At 72.0% G+C, this 16746-nt stretch carries 18 protein-coding genes; 5 read left to right on the top strand and 13 right to left on the bottom strand.

Going from position 1 to position 16746, the window contains the following annotated elements; all coding sequences use genetic code 11:
- Positions 1–15: 15 nt before the first annotated feature.
- The 5 genes from CP975_RS01860 to CP975_RS01840 form a co-directional block, all read right to left on the bottom strand.
- Entirely contained in the window at positions 16–1029 is a 1014-nt protein-coding gene (locus tag CP975_RS01860) for a hemolysin family protein (RefSeq protein WP_055528194.1), read from the bottom strand.
- Entirely contained in the window at positions 1026–2357 is a 1332-nt protein-coding gene (locus tag CP975_RS01855; protein ID WP_030777162.1) for a hemolysin family protein, read from the bottom strand. The genes CP975_RS01860 and CP975_RS01855 overlap by 4 nt, the downstream gene beginning before the upstream one ends.
- Positions 2358–2486: 129 nt before the next feature.
- Complete coding sequence (locus CP975_RS01850; protein ID WP_055528195.1) at positions 2487–2954, bottom strand: GNAT family N-acetyltransferase; 468 nt, start codon at positions 2952–2954, stop codon at positions 2487–2489.
- Between the two features lie 89 nt (positions 2955–3043).
- Positions 3044–5608 (bottom strand): ABC transporter permease, encoded by a 2565-nt coding sequence (locus CP975_RS01845; protein ID WP_055528196.1) that lies wholly within the window; start codon positions 5606–5608, stop codon positions 3044–3046.
- Positions 5609–5621: 13 nt separating this feature from the next.
- Positions 5622–6434 (bottom strand): ABC transporter ATP-binding protein, encoded by an 813-nt coding sequence (locus CP975_RS01840; RefSeq protein WP_055528197.1) that lies wholly within the window; start codon positions 6432–6434, stop codon positions 5622–5624.
- Between the two features lie 164 nt (positions 6435–6598).
- Between CP975_RS01840 and CP975_RS01835 the strand changes: the two genes are divergently transcribed.
- Positions 6599–6898: a hypothetical protein gene (locus CP975_RS01835; RefSeq protein ID WP_055528198.1), complete on the top strand. Its 300-nt coding sequence runs from the start codon at positions 6599–6601 to the stop codon at positions 6896–6898.
- Between the two features lie 4 nt (positions 6899–6902).
- Positions 6903–7274 (top strand): fic family toxin-antitoxin system, toxin component, encoded by a 372-nt coding sequence (locus CP975_RS01830; protein WP_199782899.1) that lies wholly within the window; start codon positions 6903–6905, stop codon positions 7272–7274.
- A gap of 27 nt (positions 7275–7301) precedes the next feature.
- Here CP975_RS01830 and CP975_RS01825 read toward each other — a convergent pair whose 3' ends face one another.
- From CP975_RS01825 to bioB, 4 genes are all read right to left on the bottom strand, one after another.
- Positions 7302–7973, bottom strand: a complete 672-nt coding sequence (locus tag CP975_RS01825; RefSeq protein WP_055528199.1) for a class I SAM-dependent methyltransferase — start codon at positions 7971–7973, stop codon at positions 7302–7304.
- A gap of 164 nt (positions 7974–8137) precedes the next feature.
- The gene (gene bioD / locus CP975_RS01820; protein WP_055528200.1) at positions 8138–8869 is read right to left on the bottom strand and encodes a dethiobiotin synthase; all 732 of its coding nucleotides are present in this window, start codon (positions 8867–8869) and stop codon (positions 8138–8140) included.
- Position 8870: 1 nt separating this feature from the next.
- Positions 8871–10151: an adenosylmethionine--8-amino-7-oxononanoate transaminase gene (locus tag CP975_RS01815; RefSeq protein WP_055528201.1), complete on the bottom strand. Its 1281-nt coding sequence runs from the start codon at positions 10149–10151 to the stop codon at positions 8871–8873.
- Positions 10144–11349 (bottom strand): biotin synthase BioB, encoded by a 1206-nt coding sequence (bioB, locus tag CP975_RS01810; protein WP_055528202.1) that lies wholly within the window; start codon positions 11347–11349, stop codon positions 10144–10146. Before bioB ends, CP975_RS01815 begins: the two co-directional genes overlap by 8 nt.
- Before the next feature lie 120 nt (positions 11350–11469).
- Between bioB and CP975_RS01805 the strand changes: the two genes are divergently transcribed.
- The gene (locus CP975_RS01805) at positions 11470–12678 is read left to right on the top strand and encodes an 8-amino-7-oxononanoate synthase (RefSeq protein WP_150476500.1); all 1209 of its coding nucleotides are present in this window, start codon (positions 11470–11472) and stop codon (positions 12676–12678) included.
- 39 nt (positions 12679–12717) lie between these two features.
- Here CP975_RS01805 and CP975_RS01800 read toward each other — a convergent pair whose 3' ends face one another.
- Both CP975_RS01800 and CP975_RS01795 read right to left on the bottom strand, forming a co-directional pair.
- Complete coding sequence (locus CP975_RS01800) at positions 12718–12942, bottom strand: DUF397 domain-containing protein (protein WP_055528204.1); 225 nt, start codon at positions 12940–12942, stop codon at positions 12718–12720.
- A gap of 9 nt (positions 12943–12951) precedes the next feature.
- Positions 12952–13818 (bottom strand): helix-turn-helix domain-containing protein, encoded by an 867-nt coding sequence (locus CP975_RS01795; protein WP_055528205.1) that lies wholly within the window; start codon positions 13816–13818, stop codon positions 12952–12954.
- Between the two features lie 274 nt (positions 13819–14092).
- On the opposite strand from CP975_RS01795, the gene CP975_RS01790 reads away from it, so the two are divergent.
- Positions 14093–14545: an ATP-binding protein gene (locus CP975_RS01790; RefSeq protein WP_055528207.1), complete on the top strand. Its 453-nt coding sequence runs from the start codon at positions 14093–14095 to the stop codon at positions 14543–14545.
- Between the two features lie 18 nt (positions 14546–14563).
- Here CP975_RS01790 and CP975_RS01785 read toward each other — a convergent pair whose 3' ends face one another.
- Positions 14564–15481 carry a LysR family transcriptional regulator gene (locus tag CP975_RS01785; RefSeq protein WP_055528208.1) on the bottom strand — a complete coding sequence of 306 codons (918 nt, stop codon included), beginning with the start codon at positions 15479–15481 and terminating at the stop codon, positions 14564–14566.
- A 117-nt stretch (positions 15482–15598) separates the two neighbouring features.
- On the opposite strand from CP975_RS01785, the gene CP975_RS01780 reads away from it, so the two are divergent.
- Positions 15599–16216, top strand: coding sequence for a LysE family translocator (locus CP975_RS01780; protein WP_055528210.1), 618 nt, complete (start codon positions 15599–15601; stop codon positions 16214–16216).
- A 56-nt stretch (positions 16217–16272) separates the two neighbouring features.
- On the opposite strand, the gene CP975_RS01775 is transcribed toward CP975_RS01780, so the two are convergent.
- Complete coding sequence (locus tag CP975_RS01775; RefSeq protein WP_055528211.1) at positions 16273–16746, bottom strand: C40 family peptidase; 474 nt, start codon at positions 16744–16746, stop codon at positions 16273–16275.

The following is a 16746-nucleotide window of genomic DNA, read 5'->3' as shown; positions in this document are numbered from 1 at the left end:
CGGTCACGCCCCAGCTCACACCGGCTGCCCGAACAGCTCCCGCAGTACGTCCTCCATCGTGACCATCCCGGCGAGCCTGCCGTCGGATCCGAGCACCGCGGCCACATGCGTACGGCTGCCCCGCATCGAGGTCAGCACGTCGTCCAGCGGCGTCGTCTCGCGCACCTGGGCGATCTTCCGCATGTCCGGCACCCGGAACGGCAGATCGCGCGGCGCCCGGTCCAGGGCGTCCTTGACGTGCAGATAGCCGACGATGCGACGCCCCTCGTCGACGACAGGGAAGCGGGAGAACCCGGACTCGGCCGAGAGGCTCTCCAGCTGCTCCGGAGTGACGCCCACGCGCGCGTAGACCACGTCCTCCAGCGGCAGGACCACGTCCCTGACCGGGCGCCTGCCCAGTTCGAGGGCGTCGTGCAGCCGCTCCTGCGCGCGGTCGTCGATCAGGCCCGCGTCACCGGAGTCCTTGACCATGCGGGCCAGGTCGTCGTCGGAGAAACTCGCCGAGACCTCGTCCTTCGCCTCGACCCGCAAGAGCTTCAGGAGGCCGTTGGCGAACGCGTTGATCGCGAAGATCACCGGGCGCAGCGCCCGCGCGAGCGCCACCAGCGGCGGCCCGAGCAGCAACGCGGTGCGCACCGGCTCGGCGAGCGCGATGTTCTTGGGGATCATCTCGCCGAGCAGCATGTGCAGATACGTCGCCAGGGTCAGCGCGATGACGAACGAGATGGGGTGCACCAAGCCGTGCGGCACGCCGACCCCGTCGAACGCCGGCTCGAGGAGATGCGCGATCGCGGGCTCCGCGACGACACCGAGGACGAGCGTGCACAGCGTGATGCCCAGCTGCGCGGCCGCCAACAGGGCGGACACGTGCCGCAGGCCCCACATCACGCTCTTGGCGCGCCGGTCGCCCTCGTCGGCGTGCGGCTCGATCTGGCTGCGGCGTACGGAGATGAGAGCGAACTCGGCGCCCACGAAGAAGGCGTTGACGACGAGCGTCGCGAAACCGATCAACAACTGGATGGCGATCATCGGGCGTCCTCCGCCTCGTCTGCGGTCAGCGGGGCATGCAGCAGAACGCGCGCGGCGCGCCGCCCGGCGGCGTCCGTGACGTCGAGCCGCCAGCCGCCGACCTCGACGCTGTCGCCGACGGCCGGGATGCGGCCGAGTTCCGTCGCGACGAGCCCGGCGAGCGTCTCGTACGGCCCGTCGGGAGCCCGCAGGCCGACCCGCGCGAGCTGGTCGGTGCGCGCCGCGCCGTCGGCGGAGTAGAGCGCCCTGCCGTCGTCGTCCGCGCCCGCGGGGGCGATGTCGGGCGTCTCGTGCGGGTCGTGCTCGTCCCGCACCTCGCCGACGACCTCCTCGACGATGTCCTCCAGGGTGGCGACCCCGGCCGTGCCGCCGTACTCGTCGATGACCACGGCCATCGTGCGCTTGCCCGAGAGCCGGTCCAGGAGGCGGTCGACGGTCAGCGACTCCGGTACGAGCAGGGGCTCGCGCATCAGTTCGGCGACGGAGACGCGCGGGCGGCGTTCGGCCGGCACGGCGAGTACGTCCTTGATGTGCGCGACGCCCACGACCGAGTCGAGGTTGCCGCGGTAGACCGGGAAGCGGGACAGGCCCGTCGCACGGGTCGCGTTCGCCACGTCCTCGCAGGTCGCGTGGACGTCGAGGGCCATCACCTGGACACGCGGCGTCATCACGTTCTCCGCGCTGAGGTCGGCGAGGTTCAGGGTGCGCACGAACAGCTCGGCGGTGTCCGCCTCCAGCGCGCCCTCCCTGGCGGAGTGCCGCGCCAGGGCGATGAGTTCCTTGGGGCCGCGCGCGGAGGCCAGCTCCTCGGTGGGCTCGATGCCGAAGCGGCGCACGGAACGGTTCGCCGTGTTGTTCAGATGGGCGATGAACGGCCGGAAGGCGGCGCTGAACAGCCGTTGCGGCGTCGCCACCCGCTTGGCGATGGCGAGCGGGGAGGAGATCGCCCAGTTCTTGGGGACCAGCTCGCCGATGACCATCAGGAAGACCGTCGACAGCGCCGTACCGATGACCAGGGCCACCGAGGACGCCGCCGAGCGGGGCAGGCCGAGGTCGCGCAGCGGCCCCGAGATCAGCTTGGCGATCGAGGGCTCGGAGAGCATGCCGACCACGAGGTTGGTGACGGTGATGCCGAGCTGGGCGCCGGAGAGCTGGAAGGTGAGGTTCTTGACGGCCTTGAGGGCGCCGGCGGCGCCGCGCTCACCACGCTCGGCGGCCCGTTCGAGTTCGCTGCGCTCGACCGTGGTGAGGGAGAACTCCGCCGCGACGAAGACGCCGCAGGCCACACAGAGCAGCACCGCCACGAGGAGCAGGAGCACTTCGGTCATCGGGTCACCTCCGTCCCATGATCGGGCAGGGGCGTGAGGAATGCGCGATGTCGGGTACTAGGAGGCTCGCCCATGGGCGGACGCTCACACCTTTCAGTCGGATACGGGTAGTGCGTCCATGGTAAAGGATCAGCAAAGGCACTCGGGAACGGCCCCGGGACCGCGCCGGACTCGGTCCGTGAGGTGCTTCACCCCGCGGCTCCACTGCGGTTCGGGGGCGTAGCCCGCCGCCCGCCAGGTGCGGTGGGCGGGTTCGTTGCGGTCCAGGACCATCGCGTCGCCGCGTCGCCCGCCGAGGCGTACGAACCGCTCCTCCGCGGCGGCCAGCAGCGCCGCCCCGACGCCCCGGCGACGGTGCTCCGGATGGACGGCGAGGCGGTAGAGATGGCAGCGCCACCCGTCGAAGCCCGCGATGACCGTGCCCGCCAGCTCGCCCCCGCGCTCGTCGAGGATCAGCGCCTCGGGGTCGCGGGCGACGAGCGGCTCCACGCCGGCGCTGTCGTCGCTGATGCTCGTGCCCTCGGCGGCCACCTTCCAGAACGCGAGCACCGCGTCCAGGTCCTCGGGCCCAGCAGTCCGTAGCCGAAGATCGTCCATGGGCCCGTCCCACCACCGGCACGGACGCCCTGTACGGGATTTCCGGGATTCTGGCGGGGCGGTGGGCATGCCCCCACCCCTCATTCCTGTCACTCGTGCGCGATCGCCGCCAGCACGTTCATCCGGGACGCACGCAGCGCGGGCAGCAGCGCCGCGGCGAGGCCGACGACCACCGAGCCGATCACCACCGCCACGATCGTCGGCCACGGGAACGCGAGTTCCCTCATGCCCTGGAGCGCGAGCACCTGCTGCACGGCGAGACCCCAGATCAGGCCGAGCGCGAGCCCGAGCAGCGCTCCGAAGACCGCGATCACCACCGACTCCAGGCGGATCATCCGGCGCAGCTGCCGCCGCCCGAGGCCGATGGCGCGCAGCAGACCGATCTCCCGGGTGCGCTCCACGACCGACAGCGCCAGGGTGTTGACCACGCCCAGCACCGCGATGACGATCGCGAGGCCGAGCAGCGCGTAGACGAGGTAGAGCATCACGGAGATCTGCTGCCGGATCAGCTCCTTGTAGTCGGCCTGGTCGCGCACCTGCACCTGGGGGTACGGATCGAGGGTCTTCTCCAGGCGCTCGCGCAGGGCGTCCGCGGAGGTGCCGGAGGCCGCGTTGACGTACACCGCCGAGTCCTGCCCGTCCGGCACGTACTTCTCGACCGTGCCGAGGCCGAGGAAGAGCCCGCCTTCGACAGCGAACCCCTCGGGTGCGGCCTGATCGGTGAACGCCCCGACCGTCAGCTTCGCCTCACGCCCGCCGGGGAAGGTCACCGGCAGCACATCACCGACGCGCACCCCGTGCTTCTTCGCGAACTCCTTGTCCATGCCGATGCGCCCCGGTGCGAGCGCGGCCCGCGAACTCCCCTCGGCGTACTTGAGGTTGGCGACGTCGTCGAGCCGCGCGCCGTACCCCGCCGCGGTCGTCTCGACGTTCTCGCCGTCGGGGAGCGCCACTTCGAGAGGGGTGAAGCGCTGGCGTACGACGAGTCCCGCGCCCTCGGTGTCCTCGATCTTCCCCGTGATCTCCGGGGAGAAGGGCATGAACGTGTTGTTCTGCACGACGAAGTCGGCGCCGAGCGTGTCGTCGATCTGCCGGTCGAAGGACTTGGTCATCGACGCGCTCGCCACGGAGAGGCCGCCGACCAGCGCGAGCCCCACCATCAGGGCGGCCGCTGTCGCCCCCGTCCGGCGCGGGTTGCGCAGCGCGTTGCGCTGGCTCATCCGGCCGACCGAGCCGAAGACCGCGGGGAACGCGCCGCCGAGCACCCGGATCACCGGGCGCACCAGGAGCGGGCCCGCGATGACGGTGGCGATGAGGGTCAGCACGATGCCGAGGCCGAGCAGGGAGGCCGCCGACGACGTCTTGTCGGCGACGGCGCAGCCCACCAGGGCGGCCGCCCCCGCCACCGCGACGACGGAACCCGCCACCGCCCGCACCTTGAGCGGCCGCCCCACCCCGGCGATCTCGGCGTCCGCGAGCGCCGCCATCGGCGAGACGTGCGCGGCCCGGCGCGCCGGGAGGTACGCCGCGACGAACGTGACACCGACCCCGACGACGTACGAGGAGACCGGGGTCGCCCAGGTGACGACCATCTCCGTGGACTTGAGGTTCATCCCGAGCAGGCCCATCAGCTCGATGAGGCCGAGGGCCAGGCCGATGCCGGCGGCCAGTCCCAGCGTCGAGCCGACCAGACCGAGCAGCAGCGCCTCGATGAGCACGGAGCGGCGCACCTGCTTGCGGTCGGCGCCGAGCGCGCGCAGCAGTCCCAGCTCGCGGGTGCGCTGCGCGATCAGCATCGAGAACGTGTTGACGATCAGGAAGATGCCCACGAGCACGGCGACCCCGGCGAAGCCGAGCATCACGTACTTGATGACGTCCAGGAAGCCGCCGAGCGAGGACGCGGCGGACGCGGCCTGCTCGTCGGCGGTCTCAAGGTCGTAGCCCGCGCCCAGTTCGGCGGCGATCCGGCGCTTCAGCGCCTCGTCGTCGACGCCCTTCTCAGCGGTCACCGAGATGCTCGACGCCGCGTCCTTGGACCCGAGGAGCTTCTGCTGAGCGGTCGGGGTGTCAAGGAAGACGAGGGCGGCGCCGGGGTTCGTGGTGGTGAAGGTGGCGATGCCGACGATCTCGACCTTGAAGGAGCCGGGGCGGGCGAGCACGGTGAGGGTGTCGCCTATCTCCACGTTCTTCGTGTCGGCCGTGTCCGCGTCCAGCAGCGCCTGGCCCGGCCCGCGCGGGGCGTGCCCGGAGGTGAGTTCCACGGGGCTGCGGTCGGTGACGTACCAGTTGGTGGCGACGGTCGGCGCGCCGGTCGTCGGCCCCACCGATTCGTTGTCGCGGTCGACGACGGTGACGTTCTCGACGGACGCGTCGATATGGGCGTGCGCGACGCCCTCGACCCGGGCCACCTTCTCCCTGAGGCTGTCGGGCAGGGTCGGCGTCCGGCCCGAGGGCACCGCTTCGTTGAGGTCCTCCTCCGGCGCGACCAGCACATCGGCCGATGTGGAGGCGAACAGGCGGTCGAAGGTGCGGGTCACCGTGTCCGAGAAGATCAGGCTGCCCGCGACGAACGCGACGGAGAGGATGACGGCGAGGGCGGACAGGACGAGCCTGCCCTTGTGCGCGAGGAAGCTCCTGAGCGTCGCCTTCAGCACCGCGGCCCCCGGTTCAGCTCTGCTCGGACGCGCGGTCGGTGGGTGCCACCGCGTGCAGGGAGTCGAAACGCTTCATGCGTTCGAGTACCGCGTCGGCCGTCGGGCGTTCCATGTCGTCCACGATCCGTCCGTCGCCGAGAAAGAGGACCAGGTCGGAGTGGGCGGCGGCGCCGGGGTCGTGGGTCACCATGACGACGGTCTGGCCGAGCTGGTCGACCGCGTCGCGCAGAAAACCGAGGACTTCGAGGCCGGCCCGCGAGTCGAGGTTGCCCGTCGGCTCGTCGGCGAAGATCAGCTCGGGCTTCGACGCCAGCGCCCGCGCACACGCCACCCGCTGCTGCTGCCCTCCGGAGAGCTGCGCTGGACGGTGTTGCAGCCGGTCCCGCAGCCCCAGCGTGTCGATCACGTGCTCCAGCCAGGCCTGGTCGGGCCGCTGCCCCGCGATGTCCATGGGGAGCGTCATGTTCTCCAGCGCGTTGAGCGTGGGGATCAGGTTGAACGACTGGAACATGAAGCCGATGCGGTCGCGCCGCAGCCGCGTCAGCTCCCGCTCCTTGAGGCCGGTGATCTCCGTGTCGCCGAGCCACACCTGCCCCGCCGAGACGCTGTCCAGCCCGGCGAGGCAGTGCATCAGCGTGGACTTCCCGGAACCCGAGGGGCCCATGACGGCCGTGAACCGCTCGCGCGCGATGTCCACGTCGACCGAGTCGAGGGCGAGCACGGTCGTCTCGCCCGAGCCGTACGCCTTGGTCAGACCGCGGGCGCGCGCGGCGGTGCCGGCGGCTCCGGAGCGGCCGGTGAACGGTGCCGAAGCAGGTGTGGACAAGGCCGCCTCCTGGGTTGTGCCCGTGCCAACTCCCTTGGTTCCGCAGAGAGTAGCGGCGCGTACCACCCCCGCGGTATCCCTCCCAGGTCGGGCCTACAGACGTATGTAAGGGGCATGGTCCTGGTGCCCTTGTCGCGCTAGCACCCCGGCGCTAGCTTGAAGGCATGGCGAAGACTCAGCTGAACGTGCGGGTGGACGAGGACACCGCCCGGGCCGCGCGGGAGCGCGCCCTGGCCCGAGGGATGAGCGTGAACCGCTACATAGAGGAACTCGTGAAGCAGGACGCCGGCGAAGTCGGGCATACGTTCGTCGAGGCGGCCGCCGACTTCATGAAGCAGTACGAGAGCGTGTTCGCCGAGGAGTTCGGCACGGAGCGCGAGGGAACCCGCCCGGTCCGCGAGGCGGCCCGCCCCGTACACACCGTGCAGGAAACCGCGCGGCCGCTCGGTGAAGGTCGTCGTTGAGCCGTTGAACCTCAGAATCGATCTTGCCTGGCTCCTGATGATCGCCGAACACAAGACGCCCGGAGACCCCCAGGTCACCGACTGGGGCGCGCTCGTCGCCGCCCTCAGTCGGCACGAGGCGGAGATATTCGGCGTGCCCGTCTACGAAACGCCGCACGACCGGGCGGCGGCGCTCCTGCAACTGCTGCTCCACATCCCCGCGCTGGAACGTTCGAACGCGCTCTTCGCCGCCTCCGTCGCGTACGCCTATCTCGTCTCCAGCGGCCTGAAGGTCGTCACTTCGCCCGAACAGGTGCGGGACCTGGCCCGGCTGGTGAAGGAGGACGGCGCGAGCGTGCAGGCGATCGCGGAGCGGCTGCGGCAGTGGAGCCTGTGAGCCGGCCGGCCTCACGAGTCGTGCGGCTCACGAGTCGTGCGGGCGGCGCGCCGTGCCGAGCACGCAGTACGAGGTGGGCAGGCGCGGCCCCTTCGCGGGCACCAGGACCCGGCGGTACGCACCCAGTTCGAAGCCGGCCTCGCGCAGCGCCGCCAGGGGGTCCCGCGCGACGTGGCAGCCGCCGAGCAGCGGGGGCCACACTGTGCGGTCCAGGATGCGCTGAGCGGCGGCCATCAGGGCGCCCGGGGCCCGGCCGTGCTCGAAGAAGCGCAGCTCACCACCGGGCCGCAGGACCCGGCGCAGCTCGCCGAGCGCCCGCCGCACATCGCGCACACTGCACAGCACGAGCGAGGCGACGGCCGCGTCGAACGCCTCGCTCTTGACGGGCAGCGCCTCCGCGGTGCCCGGCACCACGTCGACGGGGACCTCGGCGCGCGACGCCGCCGAGACGGCGAGCCGCCGCAGCATGCGCTCCGGTTCGATCGCCACGACCTCGCAGACCGCGCCCGGGTAGTGCGCGAAGTTCAGCCCGTTGCCCGCACCGACCTCGATGACCCGGCCGGAGAGCCCGGCGAGGAGTTCTTTGCGGTGGACGGAGATCACGGGTTCGACGGCCACGCTCCGGCGAGCGTAGAACCGGGCGAAGACGGGGTGGTGCACGGCGTCCCGGAACGCCGGTTCGGCGGAGCGCGGTGACATGGGCCCTCCTCGGCGGGGCGAGCGGATACCGCAATGGTGCCCCGGTGCGGCCCATTCCCCTCCTGCCCACGACGAGGAGTCATGCGCGGGGCGGCGCGCGCGGGCGAACGCGGCGCCGGCGGGACGCCGCACCCGGCCCACCACGCCCGCGCACCCCGGGTGTCTCAGCGCGCCGCTACCTCCGCCGTCTCCCTGCGCGTGAAGGATTCCGCGTCCCACGTGCCTCCCAGTGCGGGCGCCAGCCAGGTCCCGGCCGTGGCGCGGAAGGCCGGGACGTCCAGGGCGGCGGCGTCCTGCGGGATCGCGCCGAGGAGGGGGGCCGCCGCCGCTTTGGGGAGGTCCGACAGGTTGCAGCGGGAGGCCAGGTCGGGCGCGGTCGGCCAACTGCCGATGGTGACGCCCAGTTGGCGTACGCCGCGGGCCCGCAGGGCCTCGGCCGTCAGCGTCGTCGTGTTCAGCGTGCCGAGGCCCGCCGTCGTGACCACCAGGACCGGGGCGTCCAGCAGCCTCGCGGCGTCGGCGAGCGTGCCGCCCTCGTCGTCGAGACGGACGAGCAGCCCGCCCGCTCCCTCCACCAGGACCAGGTCGTGCTCCGCCGCCAGCTTCCCGGCGGCGTCGGCCACGTCGCGGGGGCCCACCGCCGTCATCCCGGCCCGCCGGGCCGCGGTGTCCGGCGCCAACGGCTCGGGGAACCGCGCGAGTTCCAGCGTGGTGACGCCACCTGCCAGCCGTGTCACCTCCTGCGCGTCGCCCGGCTCCCCCGGCGCGACGCCGGTCTGCGCGGGCTTGAGCACCGCCACCTTCCGCCCGGCCGCCAGCGCCACCGCGGCCACCGCGGCCGTCGTCACGGTCTTGCCGATCTCCGTGCCCGTCCCGGACACCACGATCACCGTCATGTCAGCCCTCCCTCGCCGCCGCGCACACCGCGCGCGCGACCTGTGCCACGTCGTCGTCACCCGTGATGAACGGCGGCATGGTGTAGATCAGGTCGCGGAACGGCCGCAGCCACACGCCCTCGCGCACCGCCGCCCGCGTGGCCGCCTCCATGTCCACCGGGTGCTCCAGCTGGACGACACCGATCGCGCCGAGGACCCGGACCTCCCGTACGCCGGGCAGGGCCTCGGCCTCCGCCAGGCCCTCGCGCAGACCCGTCTCGATGCGCTTGACCTCGGTCGGCCAGTCCTGCCCGAGGAGCAGGTCGATGGAGGCGCCGGCCACCGCGGCGGCCAGCGGATTGCCCATGAACGTCGGCCCGTGCGCGAGCACCGGCACCTCGCCCCGCGAGATGCCGTCCGCCACCCGTGACGTGCACAGCGTCGCCGCCATCGTCAGATAGCCGCCGGTCATCGCCTTGCCCACGCACATCACGTCGGGCGTGACACCCGCGTGGTCCGCAGCGAACAGCGCTCCCGTACGGCCGAAGCCCGTCGCGATCTCGTCGAACACCAGGAGCACGTCATGCGCGTCGCACGCCTCGCGCAGCACGCGCAGATAGGCGGGGGAGTGGAACCGCATCCCGCCCGCGCCCTGCACCACGGGCTCCACGATCACCGCGGCCAGCTCACCCGCGTGACGCTCGATCAGCTCGCGCAGATGATCCGCGTACGCCTCCTCGTACGCGGCCGGCGGCGCGTCCGCGAAGACCTGGACCGGCAGGGCCCCCTGCCACAGCTCGTGCATGCCGCCCTTGGGATCACAGACGGACATCGGCTGCCAGGTGTCGCCGTGGTAGCCGCCGCGCCAGGTCAGCATCCGTCGCTTCTCGGGGCGGCCGAGCGAACGCCAGTGCTGGAGACACATCTTCACCGCGACCTCGACCGAGACCGAACCGGAGTCGGTCAGGAAGACGTGCTCGAGGCCCTCGGGAGAAATATCGACAAGGCGCTTCGCCAGTGCCACGGCGGGCTCGTGCGTGAGCCCGCCGAACATGACATGGCTCATCCGGCCGAGCTGGCCGCGCACCGCCTCGTTCAGCACCGGGTGGTTGTAGCCGTGGATCGCGGACCACCACGACGACATGCCGTCGATCAGCTCGCCCGAGCCGTCCGCGAGGCGTAGCCGCACTCCGCTCGCCGACTCGACGACCAGGGGTTCCTGGCGTCCGGGCATCGGCCCGTAGGGGTGCCACACATGGCGACGGTCCAGTTCGAGGAGGTCGCCGAGGGGAAGGTCAGGCATTGGGCGCCAGGTCCGTTCCCGCGCCCCTGCGGCGTACCGCCACCAGGTCCGTACGCGCCTCGTTGGATGCCTCCGCCGCGGGCTCGCCCGTCCCGCAGGGGCCGCAGCCGCCGCCGTCGTGCGAACCGCAGCCCTGGGCGTCGTGCGAGCCGCAGCCCTGGGACGCGTGCGAGCCGCAGCCCGCCACCGCGTCCACCCGGTGCTCCGGCAGCGTCACCTGATCCGCGCCCTCGATCTCGAAACCGGCGTCCGCGATCATGTCCAGGTCCGCCTTGCCGGCCTGGCCCTCGCTGGTCAGGTAGTCGCCGAGGAAGATCGAGTTGGCGAGGTTCAGGGCGAGCGGCTGCATCGAGCGCAGGTGGACCTCGCGGCCTCCCGCGATGCGCACCTCGGCGTCCGGGCAGACGAAGCGGACCATCGCGAGGATGCGCAGGCAGCGCTGCGGAGTGAGGTTCCACTCCTTGCCCAGCGGCGTGCCCTCCATCGGGATCAGGAAGTTCACCGGCACCGAGTCCGGGTCCAGCTCGCGCAGCGAGAAGACCACGTCCACCAGGTCCTCGTCGGTCTCGCCCATGCCCGCGATCAGCCCGGAGCAGGCGGAGAGCCCCGCCGCATGCGCCTTCTGGACGGTGTCCACGCGGTCGGCGTAGGTGTGCGTCTTGGTGATGCCCGCGTACGTCGCCTCGGACGTGTTCAGGTTGTGGTTGTACGCGTCCGCGCCCGCGCCCCGCAGCCGCTCCGCCTGACCGTCGGAGAGCAGGCCGAGGCACGCGCACACCTCGACGCCCTCGTTCTGTTCCTTGACCGCCGCGATGGTCTCCGCCACCCGGTCCACGTCACGGTCGGTGGGCCCGCGGCCGCTGGCCACCAGGCAGACCCGCTTGGCGCCACCCGCGACGCCGGCCGCGGCGGCCTGCGAGGCCTCGTCGGGCTTCAGCCATGTGTACTTGAGAATCTCGGCCTTCGACCCGAGCCGCTGCGAGCAGTACGAGCAGTCCTCGGGGCACAGGCCCGACTTGAGGTTGACCAGATAGTTGAGTTTCACCCGTCGCCCGAACCACTGCCGCCGCACCTTTCCGGCGGCGGCCACTACGTCCAGGAGATCGTCGTCGGAGGTGGCCAGTACGGCCAGCGCCTCTTCACGGGTCGGCAGTTCGCGCCGAAGCCCCTTGTCCACCAGCGTGTTCAGCAGATCCATGGCGCTGATCCTTACGCACAGCAGGCGCCCCGGCCAAGGAGAGTTCGTACAACAGAACCGGTTTGAGGTGTGGGTATTGCCACATACTGGCCAGGTGGCAAGACGGCTAGGGTCTGTGCAATGTCTACAAACAGGCACCCCGTGACTCGGGCGCCGGGTCTGTCCGGCGCCGTGTGTGCGCCGCCGTCGACGCGTGCGCCGTTCGACTGGATCGACGAGCAGGCGCGGCTGCGCGCCGACGCCGGACTCGTCCGCACGCTGCGTCCGCGCGCCGCGGACGCGGGCGGCCTCCTCGATCTGGCGAGCAACGACTACCTGGGCCTGACCCGGCACCCGGAGATCACCGAGGGCGCCGCCGCGGCGGCCCTGCGGTGGGGCGGCGGCGCCACCGGCTCGCGGCTCGTCACCGGGTCCACGGAGCTGCACGCCGAGCTGGAGCGGGAACTCGCCGAGTTCTGCGGCTTCGAGGCGGCGCTCGTGCTCTCCTCGGGGTACGCGGCCAACCTCGCGGCGGTCACCGCGCTCGCTCCGCACGGCTCGCTGATCGTCTCCGACGCGGGCAACCACGCCTCCCTGATCGACGGCTGCCGCCTCGCGCGTGGCGCCACCCAGGTGGTGCCGCACACTGACCCCGAGGCGGTGCGCAAGGCGCTGGAGGGCCACGAAGGCCCCGCCGTCATGGTGTCCGACTCGGTGTTCTCGGTGGACGGCGACGCCGCGCCGCTGGCCGAACTGGCGAGCGTATGCCGGGAGTCCGGTGCGGGGCTCATCGTCGACGACGCCCACGGGCTCGGTGTGCTGGGCGACGGCGGCCGGGGCGCCCCGCAGGCCGCCGGGCTGGCGGGCGCCGCCGACACGGTGGTCACCGTCACACTCTCGAAGTCCTTCGGCAGCCAGGGCGGCGCGGTGCTCGGACCCGCCGAGGTCATCGACCATCTGGTGAACGCCGCGCGGACCTTCATCTTCGACACGGGGCTCGCGCCCGCGGCGGTGGGCGCCGCGCTCGCGGCCCTGCGGCTGCTGCGCCGCGAGCCCGAACGCGCGGCTCGCGCGCGCCAGGTCGCCGCGGAGCTGCATCGGCTCCTCACGGCCGAGGGCCTGTCGGCGGTATGCCCCGACGCCGCCGTCGTCTCCGTGCGCGCGCCGTCACCGGAGTCGGCCGTGCGCTGGGCCGCCGACTGCCGGGCCGCGGGCCTGGCGGTGGGCTGCTTCCGGCCGCCGTCGGTGCCGGACGGGATTTCGAGGCTGCGGCTGACCGCCCGCGCGGATCTCACCGGCCCACAGATCGCCGATGCCGTACGAGTGATCAGCCGCACCGCGCCCCGATGAGACGGCCGACGGCCCGGCCCGCGCGGGGCCGGACCGCGCTCACCGGAGGCTGTCGACGAACGTCTCCCAGGGGCCGGGGGAGAAGAGCAGGGCGGGCCCCGCGGTGTTCTTCGAGTCGCGCACGGCCAGCAGGCCGCTCAGCGCGCCGGAGTCGAGCGTGGCTGTCTCGACACAGTTGTTCATTCCATTGCTGCGGCTGCTGCGCTGCCACCGCGCGCCCTGAAGGGTGGTGCTTGAAGGTACGTACCGAGGCATTGCGGTCATGGTGCCTCCTTACGCGCCGTCGTATAGCCCGGCGATGAATTCCTTTGAGTCCTCGGGGGAAAGCGCCTGTTCCTGAAGGGAGTTGAAGGCCTCCGTGTACGCCTGGAGGTCTTCTTTCCGTTCCAGGTAGAGGCTACTCGTCAAGTGGTCGAGAACGACCACATCCAGATCAGCAATGTTCCGAAAAGAGAAAATAACGAAAGGCCCGATGAGGCCCACATGCTCTCCGGAGGCGAACGGCAGCACCTGAAGTCGCACCTGCGGCAACAGCGCCACCTCCTGTAGCCGTGCGAGCTGCCGCGCGAAGACTCCGGGACCGCCCACGGGTCGGCGCAAAACCGCCTCGTCCAGGACCACGCTCAGCCGCAGCGGCGGGTCCGCGCGCAGCACGTCCTGCCGGGCAAGGCGCACCTCCACCAGCGAGTCGACCTCCTTCTCGGGGAGCCCGCCGAGCGCGGCCCGGGTCACCGCGCGCGCGTACTCGGGGGTCTGTAGGAGGCCGGGGACCACCGAGGTCTCCAGGGTGCGCATCCAGCCGGCCTGCGCCTCCAGGCTGATGAAGTCGCGGTAGGCGGCGGGCAGCAGGTCACGGTAGGCCTTCCACCAGTGGTGACGCCCCGCGGTGCCGGTCTCGTCGGTCCCGGCCAGCGCCACGAGCAGCTCGCTGAGGTGGGGGTCCCGCACCTCGTACGCGTCGAGCAGGAGGCGTACGTCCGTGGCCTTCACGCCGCTGCGGCCGGTCTCGATCCGGCTCACCTTCGACTGGTGCCAGCCCACCTTCGCGGCGGCCTGACTGCTGGTGAGGCCCGCGAGGCCGCGCAGCGCGCGCAGTTCGGCGCCGAGCCGGCGGCGGCGCACCGCGGGGCCGTGCTGCATGTCCGTCTCCTTCCGGACCGAGCCGTCGGGTGTCCCGGCGGCGGAGCGGGGGACAAAGGCGACAGTAGAGGAAGTGCTGTCCCCGCGCCCAAATACGGTCGGCCGTAGCAGAGTTCACCGCTTCGAGCGACAGATATATGCACATCTCGGTGGATCGCCACCCGTGACCGGTTAAGGAGTGGGACGCTGGCCTGAAGCACCAGTCCGGGGCCGTCCTCGGGTCATCCGCTACGAGTTCGGAGACCGGCCCCGGTGGGAAAGGGACAGCGTCGCCATGGCAGATCACCAGGAAGCATCCGTCACTCTGCCGAGCGATCCCGCCTCGGTCTCCGCCGCCCGGAAATACGTGGCGAACGTCCTCATGGAATGGGGTCTGCCCGGTGACGCCGAGGTGGGGGACACGATCAGACTCATCGTCTCCGAGCTCGCCACGAACGCCGTGCAGCATACCCGCGGGCAGTCGCCCACCTTCACCGTGGACGTCGAGCTCGACCGGGACGAGCAGCTGCGGATCGGCGTCACCGACAGCCACCCGCGCTTTCCGAAGCGGCTTCCGGCCGCCGTCCAGCAGGACAACGGCCGCGGCATGGTCATCGTCCGCTGGCTCACCGCCGAGTGCGGCGGCAGGCTCTCGGTCAGCCCCACCGAGGAGGGCGGCAAGACCGTGTGGATCGCCCTGCCCTGGACGGTCCCCGTCCAGCACCGGCATCGCGACCCCGCGCGCTGACCGCGGGACCCCGCCGGCTCAGTTCGTACTCGCCGAGCGCTCGAACGCCCCGCGCAGCAGCGCCCGGAAGGAGTCCGCCGCCGCGTTCGACTCCTCGGCGCGGTACACGACGGAGATGGTCCGCCGCAGGTCACCGGGGTCGAGGAGCCGCATTCCGACGGGCGTCGACGCGGTGCGCGCCACCATCTCGGGCACCACGGCGACCCCGAGCCCCGCGCTGACCAGGGCGCAGACCAAGACGTAGCCCGGCGTGCCGACGACCACGGAGGGGGTCGCACCGGCCCGCGCGAGAGCCCGCTCCACGGCATGCCGCGGCGGGTGGTCGGGCGCCATGCTGATCAGTGGCTGCCCGGCCAGCTCGGCCGGCGGCAGCCGGGACGTCCCGCTCGTCAGGGTGTGCCCCGGCTGGGTCACCAGGACCAGCTCCTCGACCAGGACCGGCTCGGCCGACACGGCGGAGGGCAGCGGCACCGGATCGGCGGGCTCGTAGGTGTGGGTGAGGGCCAGGTCGATCTCGCCCGCCGCCACGGCCGCCACACCGGACGGCGGTTCGTGGTCGGTCACGGTCAGCTCCACCTCCGGATGGGCCCTGCGGAAAGCCGTCAGGACGGGTGGCAGCAGATGGATGCCCGCGGTCTGGAAGGTGCCCACGCGCAGCCGGCCCCCGGAGAGCCCGGCGAACCGCGCCAGTTCGTGCCGGGCCCGCTCCATCTCGTCGAGCACCCGGCGGGCATGGCCCACGAGCAGCTCACCCGCGCCGGTCAGTCTGGCCCCGCGGTGGTGGCGTACGAGAAGGGCGGTGCCCGCCTCCCGCTCCAGCTTGGCCAGCTGCTGGGAGAGCGCGGGCACGGTGTAGCCGAGGCGCTCGGCGGCCCGGGTGATCGAGCCGGCCTCGGAGACCGCGACGAGCGCGGCGAGCCGTGTGGGGTCGTACATGGAACCGCCCTCCGTGCGACGCGCGCCTCGCCGGGCCGCGGCCTAAACGCCTGCTTAAGGCAGACCCAGGATATTGCACATACCCGCTGAAGGCCTCCGCCCGGCAGGCTGGGCGGCATGGACGCACAACTGGTCGCCTTCACCGGCGTCGCCGCGGGCATGGTCGCCGTGCCGGGCGCCGACTTCACCGTCGTCGTACGCAACGCCCTCGTCTCCCGGCGGGCCGGAGTCGCCTGTGCGATCGGCGTCGCCGCCGGGCTTCTCGTGCACACGGCACTGGCGGTCGCGGGGGTAGCGGCGGTGCTCGCCGCCGTCCCCGCGCTCTTCAGGGTGCTTCAAGTCGCCGGCGGGGCCTACGTGCTGTACCTGGCTGTCCGCGCGCTGCGCTCCGCGGCGCGGGCGGGCACCCTGCCGGGTAGCGAGCCGGTGGCGCGGGGCGGAGGCCTGCGCGAGGGCTTTCTCACCAACGCCCTGAACCCGAAAGCGTCCATCACGTTCCTCAGCGTGCTGCCGCAGTTCGTGCCCGACGGCAGCCCCGCGATGCCCAGGACCCTGCTGCTCGCGGCCGTCGTCGTGGCGCTCGCCCTGCTGTGGTTCCCGGTCGTGGCCCTCCTGGTGGACCACCTCGGCAACTGGCTGCGCGGGCCGCGCACCGCCCGCGTCGTCGAAGCCCTCACCGGCGGCGCGCTCGGCGCGTTGGGTGTGGTGCTCGTCCTCGAACCGCTTGTCGCGTGACGCCGCACGGCCCCTCGGGGAGCGGCCGTGCGGCGTGCGGGGCGCGGCGAGCCGGGTCAGCGGACGCGGCCGTACCAGACGCTCTTGGTCCAGATCTTCTCCAGGCGCACCACGGCCCCCTTCTTCGGCGAGTGCCAGATACGGCCGTTACCCGCGTAGATACCGACGTGGTAGACGTTGCGGCCCGAGTGGAAGAACACGAGGTCGCCGCGGGTCCGCTGGGACTTGGCGATGTGCCGGGTCTTGTTGTACTGCGCGGCGGCGGTGCGCGGCAGCTTCTTGCCCGTGCGCTTGAACGAGTACAGCGTCAGGCCCGAGCAGTCGAACCGGTTGGGCCCCGCGGCCCCGTAGCTGTACGGGGAGCCCTTCTTGGACGCCGCGATCTTGAGCGCCTTCGTCCCGTGGGTGGCTGCCTCGGCTTCCGACGTGAGCCCGGGGGCCACGATGGTGCCGCCTACGACGGCGAGCGTGAGAGCCGATGCGGCACCCGTCCTGCCGAGCAGCGACGGAACGTGATTCAGCGCGGTCAT

Source organism: Streptomyces alboniger (genome assembly GCF_008704395.1).
Taxonomy (GTDB): domain Bacteria; phylum Actinomycetota; class Actinomycetes; order Streptomycetales; family Streptomycetaceae; genus Streptomyces; species Streptomyces alboniger.
This window is presented reverse-complemented; position numbering and strand designations above follow the sequence as displayed.

What these genes read in the sequence shown, in the direction of transcription:
- CP975_RS01860 (WP_055528194.1), bottom strand. Translation starts at nt 1,029, where the DNA reads ATGATCGCCATCCAGTTGTTGATCGGTTTCGCGACGCTCGTCGTCAAC.
- CP975_RS01855 (WP_030777162.1), bottom strand. Translation starts at nt 2,357, where the DNA reads ATGACCGAAGTGCTCCTGCTCCTCGTGGCGGTGCTGCTCTGTGTGGCC.
- CP975_RS01850 (WP_055528195.1), bottom strand. Translation starts at nt 2,954, where the DNA reads ATGGACGATCTTCGGCTACGGACTGCTGGGCCCGAGGACCTGGACGCG.
- CP975_RS01835 (WP_055528198.1), top strand. Translation starts at nt 6,599, where the DNA reads ATGGCGAAGACTCAGCTGAACGTGCGGGTGGACGAGGACACCGCCCGG.
- CP975_RS01825 (WP_055528199.1), bottom strand. Translation starts at nt 7,973, where the DNA reads ATGTCACCGCGCTCCGCCGAACCGGCGTTCCGGGACGCCGTGCACCAC.
- bioD (WP_055528200.1), bottom strand. Translation starts at nt 8,869, where the DNA reads ATGACGGTGATCGTGGTGTCCGGGACGGGCACGGAGATCGGCAAGACC.
- CP975_RS01815 (WP_055528201.1), bottom strand. Translation starts at nt 10,151, where the DNA reads ATGCCTGACCTTCCCCTCGGCGACCTCCTCGAACTGGACCGTCGCCAT.
- bioB (WP_055528202.1), bottom strand. Translation starts at nt 11,349, where the DNA reads ATGGATCTGCTGAACACGCTGGTGGACAAGGGGCTTCGGCGCGAACTG.
- CP975_RS01805 (WP_150476500.1), top strand. Translation starts at nt 11,470, where the DNA reads ATGTCTACAAACAGGCACCCCGTGACTCGGGCGCCGGGTCTGTCCGGC.
- CP975_RS01800 (WP_055528204.1), bottom strand. Translation starts at nt 12,942, where the DNA reads ATGACCGCAATGCCTCGGTACGTACCTTCAAGCACCACCCTTCAGGGC.
- CP975_RS01795 (WP_055528205.1), bottom strand. Translation starts at nt 13,818, where the DNA reads ATGCAGCACGGCCCCGCGGTGCGCCGCCGCCGGCTCGGCGCCGAACTG.
- CP975_RS01790 (WP_055528207.1), top strand. Translation starts at nt 14,093, where the DNA reads ATGGCAGATCACCAGGAAGCATCCGTCACTCTGCCGAGCGATCCCGCC.
- CP975_RS01785 (WP_055528208.1), bottom strand. Translation starts at nt 15,481, where the DNA reads ATGTACGACCCCACACGGCTCGCCGCGCTCGTCGCGGTCTCCGAGGCC.
- CP975_RS01780 (WP_055528210.1), top strand. Translation starts at nt 15,599, where the DNA reads ATGGACGCACAACTGGTCGCCTTCACCGGCGTCGCCGCGGGCATGGTC.
- CP975_RS01775 (WP_055528211.1), bottom strand. Translation starts at nt 16,746, where the DNA reads ATGACCGCGCTGAATCACGTTCCGTCGCTGCTCGGCAGGACGGGTGCC.